At 51.4% G+C, this 13,522-nt stretch carries 13 protein-coding genes; 3 read left to right on the top strand and 10 right to left on the bottom strand.

Translation table 11 applies throughout. From position 1 onward, the window contains the following. Window positions 1-56 precede the first annotated feature (56 nt). Window positions 57-206 (bottom strand): class III lanthipeptide, encoded by a 150-nt coding sequence (locus tag A10D4_RS14120; RefSeq protein WP_156812149.1) that lies wholly within the window; start codon window positions 204-206, stop codon window positions 57-59. A gap of 40 nt (window positions 207-246) precedes the next feature. Beyond that, window positions 247-402, bottom strand: coding sequence for a class III lanthipeptide (locus A10D4_RS14115; protein ID WP_156812148.1), 156 nt, complete (start codon window positions 400-402; stop codon window positions 247-249). A 379-nt stretch (window positions 403-781) separates the two neighbouring features. Between A10D4_RS14115 and A10D4_RS10990 the strand changes: the two genes are divergently transcribed. Then, a complete protein-coding gene (locus A10D4_RS10990) occupies window positions 782-2,254 on the top strand; it encodes a substrate-binding periplasmic protein (RefSeq protein WP_008489568.1) in 1,473 nt (490 codons plus the stop codon). Between the two features lies 1 nt (window position 2,255). Here the strand turns inward: A10D4_RS10990 and A10D4_RS10985 are convergent, their stop codons facing one another. After that, on the bottom strand, window positions 2,256-2,720 hold the full coding sequence (locus A10D4_RS10985) for a tRNA (cytidine(34)-2'-O)-methyltransferase (protein ID WP_008489567.1): 465 nt from the start codon (window positions 2,718-2,720) through the stop codon (window positions 2,256-2,258). A 78-nt stretch (window positions 2,721-2,798) separates the two neighbouring features. Here A10D4_RS10985 and fieF point away from each other — a divergent pair, with 78 nt between their 5' ends. Continuing rightward, a complete protein-coding gene (gene fieF / locus A10D4_RS10980; RefSeq protein ID WP_008489566.1) occupies window positions 2,799-3,704 on the top strand; it encodes a cation efflux pump FieF in 906 nt (301 codons plus the stop codon). On the opposite strand, the gene A10D4_RS10975 is transcribed toward fieF, so the two are convergent. The 6 genes from A10D4_RS10975 to glnA all read right to left on the bottom strand — a co-directional run bounded on the left by A10D4_RS10975 (window position 3,675) and on the right by glnA (window position 10,896). Further along, complete coding sequence (locus A10D4_RS10975) at window positions 3,675-4,661, bottom strand: alpha/beta fold hydrolase (protein WP_008489565.1); 987 nt, start codon at window positions 4,659-4,661, stop codon at window positions 3,675-3,677. The two genes, fieF and A10D4_RS10975, sit on opposite strands and share 30 nt — an antisense overlap. 13 nt (window positions 4,662-4,674) lie before the next feature. Next, a complete protein-coding gene (locus A10D4_RS10970; protein ID WP_008489564.1) occupies window positions 4,675-6,030 on the bottom strand; it encodes a sensor histidine kinase in 1,356 nt (451 codons plus the stop codon). Beyond that, window positions 6,027-6,704, bottom strand: a complete 678-nt coding sequence (locus A10D4_RS10965; protein ID WP_008489563.1) for a response regulator transcription factor — start codon at window positions 6,702-6,704, stop codon at window positions 6,027-6,029. The genes A10D4_RS10970 and A10D4_RS10965 overlap by 4 nt, the downstream gene beginning before the upstream one ends. Window positions 6,705-6,775: 71 nt before the next feature. Next, window positions 6,776-8,242, bottom strand: a complete 1,467-nt coding sequence (gene ntrC, locus A10D4_RS10960; protein WP_008489560.1) for a nitrogen regulation protein NR(I) — start codon at window positions 8,240-8,242, stop codon at window positions 6,776-6,778. Next, window positions 8,242-9,321, bottom strand: a complete 1,080-nt coding sequence (gene glnL / locus A10D4_RS10955) for a nitrogen regulation protein NR(II) (RefSeq protein WP_008489558.1) — start codon at window positions 9,319-9,321, stop codon at window positions 8,242-8,244. The genes ntrC and glnL overlap by 1 nt, the downstream gene beginning before the upstream one ends. Window positions 9,322-9,486: 165 nt before the next feature. Beyond that, entirely contained in the window at window positions 9,487-10,896 is a 1,410-nt protein-coding gene (gene glnA / locus A10D4_RS10950) for a glutamate--ammonia ligase (protein WP_008489557.1), read from the bottom strand. Between the two features lie 420 nt (window positions 10,897-11,316). Between glnA and A10D4_RS10940 the strand changes: the two genes are divergently transcribed. Further along, window positions 11,317-12,957 carry a methyl-accepting chemotaxis protein gene (locus tag A10D4_RS10940; protein WP_008489556.1) on the top strand — a complete coding sequence of 547 codons (1,641 nt, stop codon included), beginning with the start codon at window positions 11,317-11,319 and terminating at the stop codon, window positions 12,955-12,957. A 93-nt stretch (window positions 12,958-13,050) separates the two neighbouring features. Here A10D4_RS10940 and A10D4_RS10935 read toward each other — a convergent pair whose 3' ends face one another. Continuing rightward, the gene (locus tag A10D4_RS10935) at window positions 13,051-13,374 is read right to left on the bottom strand and encodes a hypothetical protein (protein WP_008489555.1); all 324 of its coding nucleotides are present in this window, start codon (window positions 13,372-13,374) and stop codon (window positions 13,051-13,053) included. Window positions 13,375-13,522 lie beyond the last annotated feature (148 nt).

Raw genomic sequence — 13,522 nt, 5'->3', positions numbered from 1 at the left:
AGCCAACGCAATAAACGTCGATGGCGTTGGCTTTGCAGGACGTTCGAAAACCGTGTTTACACTGCGCGGATTTCGATTGCAGCGTTACAGCTAGCTGCGCTTGCAGTTGAACAGCCACCACAGCCGGCCCAGCTACAAGAGCTATTGCCTGGTGCTTTTTGCAGTTCTTCTGATTGCATTGCTTGTAAGTTAAGTACGCGATTCATGATGTTTCTCCTTAATTAGGATGAGTTGAGTGTTACAGGATTAAATGGCTTTCAATTGCTCTTCCGAGCTACAAGAAGCCGCACTTGCGGTTGAACAACCACCACATGCAGCCCAGCTACAAGAGCTGCCAGCGGCTACATCGGCAGATGCGTCGGTTTCGAATGCCATGGTTTGCAGGTTTAATACACGGTTCATTGTTTTGCTCCTTATTGATTTAAGTTTGCGGACGCTGACGTTCGCAAATGAACAAGTGGTCCACGCTTAAAGACAGAGCAATCGATATGCCAGATAAGTTAAATCATTAAATAACAACGATATATTATAAAATTCATAGCGCTTGTTAATAAAAATACGAACAAAAAATGTTCGAAATCGAACAGTTGATGTTCGAATCTATACATATTGTTCACTAACAGCACACTATCCGGGACACATGCCAATACGGTTTAGCCCTTATATAACCTAGAGATTATTGCTATGAAGCAACTTCAAATACCTTAATGGTCGCTTTTCCTTTTATCGCTCTGCTATACTGGCGCTCGCCACTAACTTTTTATTAACTCGTATTGGGGCTATGACAAAGCTGCTGCTTATATCGTTGTACATCAGCTTGCTGTTCGTGAGCGGTCACTGTGGTTTCGCGATGGCCGACCAGCAGGCACCGCCACCCACCGCACAGATCGCCTTGCAGCAAACGACAACGCAGCAAGCAACCGAGTTGACCTTTCGCGAGCCCGGCAACGATCAGTTGGGTGGTTATGTCAAAGCGTTACTGAGTGAGGCTTATGCCGCTTTAGATGTGGATTTAACCTACGTTACGCTGCCGCGCTTACGCAGTTTAATAGAGGCCGATCGCGGTAGTATCGCCGGCGAGTTAGCGCGCTTACCCGGCTTAGATGGCGAGTATCAAAACTTAATTCAGGTCCCCTTTCCGCTTTATCAATTTTCGTTAGTGTTGGTTGCTGACCGACGTCGTTGCGGCATTTGCGAACTAGAAGACGTGCACAGCATCGCCTTTCCGAGCGGGATGGAATCTATCAATAGTTTGCTAGAAGCACGTCGCTACGCCAACCCTACGGTAGCCGCTAATCAGTTGGAGCAGGTAGTGAGTCTGTTACTGACTGGCCGTGTTGAAGGTGCCATCATGACTAACTTTCAATATCGGCAGGCCAACTTACCTGAGCGTGAAGATTACATCGCCGTCACGCTGTACGAACAACCCGCTTATCACTACCTGAATAGTCATCATCAGGCCTTGGTCGCACCGTTGGTCAGACAACTGCTGACCATGCAGAACAATGGCCGTTTGCGGGAGTTACGCAAACAATTCGATATCCACACCGATAATTTCACCGATGTGCCGACGCAGGTGCCCGCTATACATGCGACCAGCCACACTCTACGCGGCTATACCGAGGTCAACGGTGAGGGTATTTATTGGCGCATCATCGCTGCCATCTTTGCGCCGTTGACCGACGACCTCACGTTGTCGGCCAGTAACTGGGCCAGAGCTACGCAAATGTTGAGCGAGCAACGCGCCGATATCTTGGTTGGTAGTTGGCACAGTAAACCACCGCCAGGTACGATTTTAGCGCCAACACAAATTGACTACAGCGATCCGCTGCTGATGTTCGCCGCCGATCAGCAACAAATCGATGCGGTGTTAGCCGGCGATGCCAGTAAGCCAGTCTGTCAGCAAGCCGGGCTGCCGTTTCGGCAGTACTTACCCAAGCAAATACCGATTTATGAGGCGAATACCAGTTTGGACTGTTTTGCTATGTTAGATTTGGGCCGCGTGGCGGCGGTTTTGGATTATCGCCGCAACTTGCCCGACTGGATTGACTCACCCTACGCGGCGCATCAACTACATGGCCGCGAACCGGTATTTTTAGCGTTTCCTGATACCTTGGCAGGACGACAATTGCGTAACTGGTGGGAGCTACAGTTCCGGCAGGCGGTTAAAAACGGTCAAATCAAACAATGGTTCCCGGCTGCGGCGCTAATCGATACACATCTGTTGCCCGACCATCATCATCACCAGCAGTAGTTCAGCCAGCACCGTTAAACTGACATTGGCGCCAAGCTTCATAGCTGATAATCGCAACCGAATTTGAGAGGTTCAACGAGCGGTTATTGGGCATCATCGGTATACGAATGCGCCGCTCAGCAGCAACGCTTTGCATCGCTTCGTCGGACAAACCGGCGGTTTCCGAACCGAACAACAAGACGTCGCCGGCCTCATAGCGCACGTCGCAATAACCCACTTGCCCCTTAGTCGTGCAGGCAAAAATACGACGCCCATGCATGGCCTTGGCAAACGCGTCATAATTAGGATAGCGTTGCAGCTTGGCCAAATCGTGATAATCGAGCCCGGCTCGCCGCAGCTTCTTTTCTTCAAAATCGAAGCCCAAGGGTTCGATTAAGTGTAAACGACAGCCATTGTTGGCCGCTAAACGAATAATGTTACCGGTATTGGCTGGCATTTTCGGTTCAAATAGGGCAATTTCAAACATCAGTTACTCGGATAATTAATCAGGCGGATAGTCAGTCAGCGGCTCATCCATAGGCGCCTTAAGCATAACAGAGAAGCCATGAAGACACAGCAAACAAAACAGCAACACTATGCCTTTTGGGTCAAGTTAGCCAGTACCGCTGCAGTGGTCACTGCACTGACCTTAATTGCCCTGAAACTCTATGCCTGGCTGGTCACCGACTCTGCCAGTATGCTGGCCTCGCTGACCGACTCGTTGCTTGACGGCGGCGCCTCGCTATTTAGCTTTTTTGCCATTCGCTATGCCATTCAGCCCGCCGATGACGAACACCGCTTTGGTCACGGTAAAGCCGAATCACTGGCCGCGCTAGCCCAGTCGGCTTTTATTAGCGGCTCGGCGCTGTTGCTGGTGTTTCATAGCATCCAACAATGGCTACATGGGCAACCGCCGCAACGCACCGACGCCGGTATTTACGTATCCATTGCTGCCATCGTACTAACGCTAATACTGCTCACCATTCAAAAGCGCGCCATTCATCACACCCGCTCGCAAGCGGTACAGGCCGATTCTTTGCACTACCAATCCGATATTATGCTTAACCTGACGGTATTAGTGGCCTTGCTACTGAGCCAGTGGGGTCTGCATTGGGCCGATAGCGCATTTGCCTTGTTGATCGCCGTTTATTTATTATGGGGGGCGGCGCACATCGGCAAAGACGCATTTCAATCGTTGATGGATCGCGAGTTACCGATCGAGCAACAACAACTGATCATGACCCACGCTGCCGCCATCGAGGGCGTGCGTGGAGTTCATGGTTTGCGTACCCGCAGTTCTGGGCCGACCACCTTTATTCAGTTGCACATTGAATTGGATAATGAGATTTCGTTGCTACGCGCACACGCCATCGCCGATCAGGTCGAGACGGCAATCATGCAACAGCTACCCGATGCCGATATATTGGTACACATGGACCCGTTATTGGTGGTGCCGCTGGAACCACGCTAGCATGGCTTGCAACGCTGGTTGCCGATAGGCATCGGTTTCCATCAGCAACTCATGCCGTGCGCCGTCAATTCGCTGTAGACGGCTGGCTGGATGCGGCAAACGCTCGACAAAGGTTTGTTGCGGCGCGGCGGTCACGACACTGTCGGCGCCAGCCTGTAACAACAACAACGGCACACTAATACGATGCGCCGCTTGCAGCGCTTGGTCGGCGGCCGCTAACGATTGCTGTAACCAGATAAAGGTCGGCCCACCCAATTGTACTTTAGGCTGCTGTTGATAAAGCTCACGAAAAACTTGGTAGCGAGCCTCACTCTGACATAGCGCGTTACGCAGAAAGGCGACCTCGGCATAATCTCGCATACCGAAAAAGTACCAAGGCTCACGGCGCCAAAAAAGACGGTTTAAACAAGCCCCGGCGTTCACCAGCGCACGCGCTAACCACTGTGGTGCCATGCCACTGTTAATACCAAACATGGGTGAGGTAAAGCAGGCGCTAGCAAAACGATGCTGACGACGCGCTAGGTATAAAGCGGCTATCGCACCACCCATCGAGTGGGCCAGTAAGAACCAAGGCAAGTCACTGAAATCAGCGGCTAATTGCTGACAAAATAGCTCAAAATCTTCGACAAAGTCGCTAAACCGATTAACGTGGCCTTTGTGAGGATTGCGCGCCATACGTTGCGACAAACCCTGTCCGCGATGGTCAAGAATGGCAATCGCATAACCTTGCTGTGCCAGATCCCAAACCAGCTCTTGATACTTTAGCGCCGCTTCAATACGGCCTGGCGACACCACCAGTAAACCCCGGCAATCGGTTTGCGGCCGATACACGCTATAGGATAGGCGCAGACCATCGCCAGCGCGAAACTCGTGGGTTTGCACATGCGTGTGCCAAAACGGCAAAATATGTTGCTGGTAAAACGCCAGCCAGTGTTTATCGGTATCTGCAGGTTTCATTGCGCGCAACAGCTTATGCGCACTTTAACGGTAGGTCAACGATCACTTCTAGCCCGCCTTGCGGATGATTGCGTGCACTTACCGAACCCTTCATTACGCCAGCAGCGCGTTGGCTTAACGCCAAGCCTAAGCCAACACCCGCTTGGTGATGACGCGCCGGATCGCCGCGGTAGAAGGGTTCGAATAGCTGCTCAATTTTATCGTCTGGCACACCCGGACCACGGTCACGTACCAATAGTTGGCAACGCTCGCCATCGATGTCACAACTGAGGGTGATCAAACCATCGGTATAGTGCAGGGCATTACGTACCAGGTTTTCCAAAATCAAACGCACCAGCTCGGGGTCGCTCTGCAGCGTCGGCCATTGTTCACCGACTTGCTTTAAGCGGTCGCTACAACTGGGATCGGCATAACATAAATCGCTGATCAACTTGGCCACCAATTCGCCACTATCGACCGCTTCGCTTTGCATATTGACCAAGCCATTTTCTAGCCGCGACAGCGATAAAATACGGTCAATAATGGTGCCTAGTCGATGCACATCTCGCGTTAGCTGCTGCCAATGTACGTTACTACCGCCATCCTCGGGTTCCAGTAAGTCCATCGCCACTTGCATACGCGCCAGCGGCGAGCGTAGCTCATGCGAGACATCACTTAACAAACGTCGCTGGGCATCACGCGAGGTCGCCAAGTCAACGGCCGTGGTAACTAACGCCCGCGCTAACTCGCCGACTTCATCGCTACGTTTTGGTAGCCGCCCTAACTTGGGTTCGGCGCTCCCTTGAGCCACTTCTCGGGTAGCTCGAATCAAGCGCTTGATCGGGCGAATCAACCACCAGCCAAGTAGCAACGCCAAAAAACCACTGCCAATAATCAGCGTGGTGGTGCGCGCTTCGCGCTGTTTACTTTCCGCCTCGCGGCGATCAATCAGCTCTTCTGTGCGCAGTGGCCGCGCCAACAATAAACGGTCGCCACCTAGCACATAAGGACCGACCAGCAGACGATCAGAGATCGGCATTTGTTGTGGGCTGTTGGCGTCAAGCATACGCAATACCAGCGGGGTATAACGCTCGCTCAAATCAGGCGCGATGTTTAAACGTTGCTTACCACGACTGGCGAGTTTGGCGACTACACGGTAGTCGCCGGTAACCAGACGTCCGGTTTGCAACGAACCAAAGGTGGAGTTGTCGCTTAGCAGCGGTTTTAAAATCTGATTGATTTCCGCCGCCAACGGCTGTGGCCGTACCTGCTCGGTGTTCCAAATCGCCAGTAAAAAGCCGCTACTGGCGGTCACTAACAACAGTGCCCAAAACAATACCAATAAGCGCAGCGAAAGTGAGTTGTACCACCGGGTACGGCGTAGCTTCATGGCATCTCGACCAATCGGTAACCTCGGCCGCGAACGGTTTGAATGCGTTCTGGGTTGCTCGGTAACTTCTTACGAATATTACTAATATGCACGTCCAGACTACGGTCAAACGGTGCCAGCTTGCGACCTAACGCAGCGACCGATAGTTGGTCTTTGCTGACCAGTTGGTCAGGCTGCTGCATCAGGCAGCGCAGAATATCGAATTCGGTCGGCGTTAAAATCAGCGACTGCTGGTCGCAACTGACCTCAGCCGTGGTTGGGTCTAGGTCAAAACCGCTGTATGCCAACTTTTCTGGCGTGACTGACGTATTTGGCGAACGTCGTAACAGCGCTTTCACGCGCGCCACCAACTCTTTTGGATAAAATGGTTTGGCTAGGTAGTCATCAGCCCCCAGCTCAAGACCGGTCACGCGATCTTCGTCGTCACCGCGCGCGGTCAACATCAGTACCGCAGTGCTACGATGTTGTTGGCGTAAGCGCTGCAACAATTGCAGGCCGTCGATGCCAGGCAGCATCACATCCAACAAAATCAGTTCATAATCGCCACGCAACGCTTCATCTAACCCGGCCTCGCCATCTTCAACGGCGGTAAGCGTCATTCCTTCGCGGGTTAGAATCTCTTTCAGCATGCCCGCTAATTCTACATCATCATCAATTAACAGTATTTTGCTCATACGATTTCCCTCGCTTCCGTGCTGTTAATGTAAAGAAACGCTGCTTACAGTGTGCAACATTTACAGAAGATTTACTCAGAAATGTTGTACTCATGCAGCTTACGCGTGAGCGTATTGCGTCCCCATCCTAACAGTTTGGCTGCCTCCTGTTTATGCCCCTGAGTTGTCTGTAGAGCGATGTTGATCGCCATTTGTTCAATTTCAGGTAGCAGTTCTTTTAAAATACCCTGCGGCGCTGGTTCTGACAAAGCGCGCTGCGAGGCTTGTTGCAACCATTGACTCAATAGCAGCCGCCACTGTCCGACATCGCTACTGTCTTCATCGGCATTAGGACTCGGCATCGGGCAGGTAAATAAATCACCCGGCAAATCACTCGCCTCGATAAACTCACCCGCCGCCATCACCGTCAACCAACGACAACTGTTTTGTAACTGTCGCACGTTACCCGGCCAAGGAGCTTGCTGCAGCTGCCGTATGGCGGCTTGACTCAAACGCTTGACCGGCACCTGTAATTCGTCGGCGGCTTGCTGCAAAAAGAAATTGGCGAGCGCTGGAATATCGCTGCGGCGCTCGGCCAATGGCGGCAAGCGCAACCGAATGACGTTTAAGCGATGATAAAGATCCTCGCGAAACACGCCCTGCTCGGTCAACCGTTCTAACGCCTGATGCGTGGCAGCAATAACGCGCACATCAACGGTTATCGGTTGGTGCCCGCCAACCGGATAAAACTGCCCCTCAGCCAATACGCGTAATAAGCGCGTTTGTACGGCTAACGGCATATCGCCGATTTCGTCTAAAAATAGCGTGCCGCCGTTGGCTTGTTCAAAGCGTCCGGCGCGGCGTTTATCGGCACCGGTAAAGGCGCCTTTTTCGTGGCCAAATAACTCCGATTCGATCAGATCGGCCGGAATCGCCGCCATATTTAGGGCAATGAATGGTTTGTCTGCACGCGGACTATGGCGGTGCAAAGCGCTAGCAACCAATTCTTTACCGGTACCCGACGCGCCTGTCAGTAAAACACTGACACTGGAGCGTGATAAGCGTCCAATAGCACGAAAAACATCTTGCATGGCGGGCGCTTCGCCAATAATACCGCCCAGCGAAACACTTTGATCACTGGGGTTTTGTTTTTTTTGCGAAGTCTGGTCATGTTCCCGTGCCCGCTGTGACTCATGATGCTGAATGGCGCGCTCGGCCACCTTGACCGCATCATCCAAATCAAACGGCTTGGGCAAATATTCAAATGCGCCGCCCTGATAAGCGTTAACGGCGCTTTCCAGATCGGAGTGCGCCGTCATGATCACCACCGGTAAGTCTGGCTGCTGCTCACGTAAACGCGCTAACACCTGCATGCCGTCCATACCCGGCATACGCACATCGCAAAACAAAGCCCCCGGTGCGGCTTGCTGCTGCAAGGCAGCCAACATCGACTCCGCGCCATCAAATGCCTGCGCTTGATAACCGACGCTGGCGAAAGCGCGTTGCATGACCCAACGCATGGAGTCGTCGTCGTCCAGTATCCAGATAGTTTTAAGCATTAGTTTGGCTCCGCTGACTTAACCTTACCCGCTGTTGCGTCGGCATAGGGTAGATAAATGGCAAATTCGGTATGGCCTGGCTCGCTGCTTAACTCAATTTTACCGCCGTGCTGCTGCACCATGGTTTGCGCGATGGATAAACCTAGACCGGTGCCCTCGGCGCGGCTGGTTACCATCGGATAAAATAAGGTGTCACGAATGGTCGCGTCGATACCCGGTCCGTTATCGATGATACTGACCAGCAGACATTGCCGAATACGCTTGCCATAGATGGTCTCTTGATGCAGCACACGAGTACGAAAACGCACCTCACCATCAGCCGCAATGGCTTGAATCGCGTTGCGAGCGATGTTTAGCAACGCTTGCTGAATCGCGTCGGCCTGCATCAGCAATTCGGGAATACTAGGGTCGTAATCGCGTACCAGCCGCACCGTTGCCGGCGCTTCTAGGCGTACCATTTGGTATACTTGTTCAAGCACCGCATGAATATTGGTCAACTCGCGCTCGATGATGCGGTTTGGCCCTAATAGGCGGTCAACCAAGTGTCGTAAACGGTCAGCCTGAGCCATGATCAAATCGGTATATTCGGTCAAAGCGGGTGTCGGTAATTCACGAGCCAATAGTTGTGCCGCCCCGCGCAAACCGCCCAACGGATTTTTGATTTCGTGCGCCAAGCCGCGTACCAAGGCTTGTACCGCATGCAGCTGATGTTGTTGCGCGGTTTCCTGACTAATACGACGGATCTGGTCGACTTGCCGTAATTCCAACAAAATGTGATGCCGCCAAGGCTCGCTGTGCAGCGGTTGCGCCGCCAATTCAACGGTGATTTTGTGTTGATTCTGTAGTTCTAACACCACCTCACTGTCCGAAACCGACTGTTGCTCATGTAAGCACAACGACAACCACTGCGGGTTCATGCTGGTGAACCGAAATAAACTTAAAAACGGCACCTGATATAAACGGCTAGCGCTGTTATCCAGCAGCGTCTCGGCCGCCGCGTTGATGTACTCGATATGCAAGGCGGGGTCCAAAATCACCACCGCGGTTTGCAATTGATTGAGCAGACGTTGATAAGGCAAAACTCACCTCACGGACTATAATCACTATGCACCATTATGGTGCATAGTAATTTAAATAACCAGCTACCGCAGGTCAAATGACATAAAAAAGCCCCCGGCGGGAACACCGCAGAGGGCCTAATTAAAGCGTCGCTTAGGTGCTCCTAGCGCGGCTCAAAATTACGCTTACACGCTGTAGTACATATCGAATTCGACCGGGTGAGTGGTCTTCTTCAAGGTTTCTACTTCGTTATATTTCAAGGCAATATAAGCATCAATCATTTCATCAGACATGACACCGCCTTGCTTAAGGAAGTCGCGGTCGTTGTCTAACGCTTCCAGAGCCATTTCTAGCGAGTGACAAACGGTTGGAATGTCTTTCGCTTCTTCTGGTGGCAAGTTGTACAGGTCTTTGTCCATGGCGTCGCCAGGATGGATCTTGTTGCGAATACCATCAAGACCAGCCATCAGCAGTGCGGTAAAGCACAAGTACGGGTTGGCACTAGGGTCAGGGAAGCGTACTTCGATACGGCGAGCTTTAGCGCTTGATACCATCGGAATACGGATGGACGCGGAACGGTTACGTGCCGAGTAAGCCAGCATCACTGGCGCTTCAAAACCCGGTACTAAACGCTTGTACGAGTTGGTCGATGGGTTAGTGAAGGCATTGATAGCACGCGCGTGCTTGATGATACCACCGATGTAGTACAGCGCGGTTTCGCTTAAACCGGCGTACTGGTCGCCAGCAAACAGGTTTTTGCCGTCTTTAGAAATTGACATATGGCAATGCATACCCGAGCCATTATCACCGACCAGTGGTTTTGGCATGAAGGTCGCGGTCATACCATATGAGTGTGCGACATTGTGCACCACATATTTATAGACCTGAATTTCATCGGCTTTCGTGACCATGGTGTTAAAGCGTGTGGCGATTTCGTTCTGACCAGCTGTTGCGACCTCGTGGTGGTGCGCTTCGACTACCAAGCCCATGTCTTCCATCACCAAGCTCATGGTGCTACGGATATCGTGTGCAGAATCAACCGGTGGTACTGGGAAGTAACCGCCTTTCACGCCTGGACGGTGGGCCAAGTTGCCTTCAGCATAGTCACGACCTGAGTTCCATTTGGCTTCTTCGGCGTCGATTTTATAAAACGAGCCAGCCATATCGGTATGAAAACGTACGTCGTTAAACAAGAAAAACTCAGGCTCAGGACCGAACAATGCAGTATCACCGATACCTGACGACTGTAAGAACTCTTCCGCACGCTTAGCGATAGAACGTGGATCGCGGTCGTAACCCTGCATGGTGTCAGGCTCTAACACGTCGCAGCGAATGATCAAGGTCATTTCGTCGGTGAACGGGTCCAGTACGATAGTGCTTTCATCTGGCATCAACACCATGTCTGATTCATTAATGCCTTTCCAACCGGCAATCGATGAACCGTCAAATAACTTACCGCCTTCAAAGAAATCTTCGTCAACCGCACCGACCGGAATAGTCACGTGCTGCTCTTTACCTTTGGTATCGGTAAAGCGTAAGTCGACAAACTTAACGTCGTGTTCTTTGATGGTGTCCAAAATCTTGTTAGCTGACATGTGATCCTCCGCGATCAAACTGTCGTGAACGAAAAAGCTCGATTAACGACTGGCATTGCAAAGCATATGCCAGAACAATTATTAATTTAAAATTCATGATCTTATAAAAACACAGCGGTTATCGCTTAAGGCAACTGGTGGTGCCACTGATGATCAACGCCAAAAATGCACCACTATAGTGCAACTGCATGGCTGCATACATTATAAAGCACCAAAGTAGTGCAATGGGTTGCTCATGATTGAACCAGTATAGGCCACTTGCATGATGTATGTGGCGTTATCTTACTATTACCAACGCAAACCACGCACGAGTTGATCACTATCAGTACGTCAATTGGCATAATCGGGCATTTTTTACTGAATCACGTAGCGTTATTGTCGATAGTAATAAAAGTGGTCGTTTAAGCAACCGAGGTGGTTATGAATTTGAGCAATCTATCTATTCGCAGTAAATTCGCGATTCCTATCGTGGCGATTGCAGTGTTGGTGCTGGTAGTCAGCGCCGCAACTTATAGCAACAGCCAACGACTAAACCAAAGCACTAAAGAACTCTCAACCACTTTCATCGATGCATTAGAATTAGCGCTTAACGCCGACCGCGACTTGTATCAAGCGCTGGCGGCAAATCAGAGCTTTTTGCTAGCCAGCGAACTGGGGTTAGCCGGCACCGACAAATATCGGCAAGACTTCGAAGAAAATGCGCAACAAGCCTATGATCGTTTGAACCAAGTAAAAGCTATGGTCAGCAATTATCCAGCAATTTTTGCGGGTATTAAGCAGTTCGAGCAGGATTATCAACGCTGGTTAAGCCAAGCCCGCGAGGTGTTGCAACAAGCCGCCGCAGGCAACGTTAGCGCCGCTGTCAATAATAGCGAAAATCAAGTGCAACAGAGCTTTGAGCGATTACGTAGCCATTACGACAAGGTCGGTTTGGCACTAAAAGCGCAAGCCGACAACATTACTGACGAGGGCGCCGCGGCCAGCCAACGCGAAGCGGTGTTGCTGGTATCGGTGATTATCTTGGTGATTTTGGCCAGTACCTTGAGCATTGTTTTTGGTCCTAAGTTGGTGACCAAGCGGCTCAACGCGCTTACCGACATGATCCGCTCCATCAGCGAGGGCGAGGGCGATTTACGTCATCGACTGGACGAATCGGGTAAAGACGAGCTGACGCAACTGGCGAAAGCCTTTAATCAATTGATGAGCAATCTGCAAAGCCTTATCGGCATGGTTGGCAAAGATGCCGTCACCCTTGCCGAGGGCGTCGATGTGCTGCGTCAAGCCAGCGACGATGCCGAGCGCAATAGCCGTCAGCAAAACCATAACTTAGAGCAAATCGCCACCGCCATTAACGAGTTAAACCATGCCGTGCATGAAGTGGCGCAAAGCTCTCAAACCGCGTTGGGCGAAACGCAAACAGCGGCCGACGCCTGCGAACAATCGCAGCAAGTGGTCAATCGTTCGGTCAACGACATCGAACAACTGTCTGGTGCGATCAACCATGCTAATAGCGTGATCACCGAACTGGCAAACGAATCCAAACGCATCATGTCGGTGTTAGGTGTGATCCGCGATATTGCCGACCAAACCAACTTATTGGCCTTGAATGCGGCCATCGAGGCCGCACGAGCGGGTGAACAAGGTCGCGGTTTTGCGGTGGTCGCCGACGAGGTGCGTACCTTGGCAAGCCGCACTCAGCAATCAACCGACGATATCGACCGCATGCTTGCTGGCTTGGAAAAAGGCGTGAATGAAGCGGTTAGCGCTATCGATAGCGGCCATCAGCAAGCGTCACAAGTGGTCAGCATGACCGACCAACTGCAAACCACCATCCGTGAACTCAATCGCTCGGTCGACATGGCAAATAACATGATCACCCAAATCGCCACCGCGACCGAAGAGCAAAGTCAGGTGGTGGATGACGTCAATCGCAATATTTCTGAGCTGCATGAACTCAGTCACCACAGCCTAGAAAACGCCAGTCGGGTCAGCGATGCCACCGGCAACATCGGCCAAAGCGGCGAGCGACTTAGCGGCAATGTCGGCCGTTTTAAAGTGTAACCGCTACGATGAAGATGCCACTAACGCGCTCTAAGTAAAAAAACGCACCAAATTGGTGCGTTTTTCTTTGCTTAGCCCTATTGCTGCTGTCCGCTAAATCGCGGCGGACGGTGCGGCGGGTAGCGGCTGCTGACCATCATCGACAACAGCATTGACGGCTTCCTCGGCATCGACCTGCTCGTCTTCTGAAGCGTCTTTCTTACTAAAATCAAATGACATCACCATAGTTTCTCTGATCTGCGGCGGATTTACCCATATCACACGGTTTGGCCCACCCCAATCGGCCGTTTTCTCGATATGGCGCATCAACTTCACGTCGTTAACCATACGTTCACCGTCCTCTTCTTGCATACCACTACAACCAGACATTAATCCGGTTGCTGCTAAAAGGCCTGCTGCTGTGATCATCGTTTTCATGGTGATTTCCTTCTTATTTTTTTCATGTTCACATCAAACATATGACCTATATCATATAAGCGCAAGCTGAATTGCATAAAAAATACGACAAACTGCATACCTAGACACCGCTATTGTGGCGGCAAACGCACGCACACATCAGTTCCTT

It is taken from the genome of Idiomarina xiamenensis 10-D-4 (assembly GCF_000299895.1).
GTDB lineage: Bacteria > Pseudomonadota > Gammaproteobacteria > Enterobacterales > Alteromonadaceae > Idiomarina > Idiomarina xiamenensis.
This window is presented reverse-complemented; position numbering and strand designations above follow the sequence as displayed.

Bases quoted from the DNA above. Each gene is read 5' to 3' on its own strand.
- glnA (WP_008489557.1), bottom strand. From the start codon at position 10,896: ATGTCAGCTAACAAGATTTTGGACACCATCAAAGAACACGACGTTAAG.
- A10D4_RS10985 (WP_008489567.1), bottom strand. From the start codon at position 2,720: ATGTTTGAAATTGCCCTATTTGAACCGAAAATGCCAGCCAATACCGGT.
- fieF (WP_008489566.1), top strand. From the start codon at position 2,799: ATGAAGACACAGCAAACAAAACAGCAACACTATGCCTTTTGGGTCAAG.
- A10D4_RS14115 (WP_156812148.1), bottom strand. From the start codon at position 402: ATGAACCGTGTATTAAACCTGCAAACCATGGCATTCGAAACCGACGCA.
- ntrC (WP_008489560.1), bottom strand. From the start codon at position 8,242: ATGCTTAAAACTATCTGGATACTGGACGACGACGACTCCATGCGTTGG.
- A10D4_RS10940 (WP_008489556.1), top strand. From the start codon at position 11,317: ATGAATTTGAGCAATCTATCTATTCGCAGTAAATTCGCGATTCCTATC.
- A10D4_RS10935 (WP_008489555.1), bottom strand. From the start codon at position 13,374: ATGAAAACGATGATCACAGCAGCAGGCCTTTTAGCAGCAACCGGATTA.
- A10D4_RS10965 (WP_008489563.1), bottom strand. From the start codon at position 6,704: ATGAGCAAAATACTGTTAATTGATGATGATGTAGAATTAGCGGGCATG.
- A10D4_RS10990 (WP_008489568.1), top strand. From the start codon at position 782: ATGACAAAGCTGCTGCTTATATCGTTGTACATCAGCTTGCTGTTCGTG.
- A10D4_RS10975 (WP_008489565.1), bottom strand. From the start codon at position 4,661: ATGAAACCTGCAGATACCGATAAACACTGGCTGGCGTTTTACCAGCAA.
- A10D4_RS10970 (WP_008489564.1), bottom strand. From the start codon at position 6,030: ATGAAGCTACGCCGTACCCGGTGGTACAACTCACTTTCGCTGCGCTTA.
- A10D4_RS14120 (WP_156812149.1), bottom strand. From the start codon at position 206: ATGAATCGCGTACTTAACTTACAAGCAATGCAATCAGAAGAACTGCAA.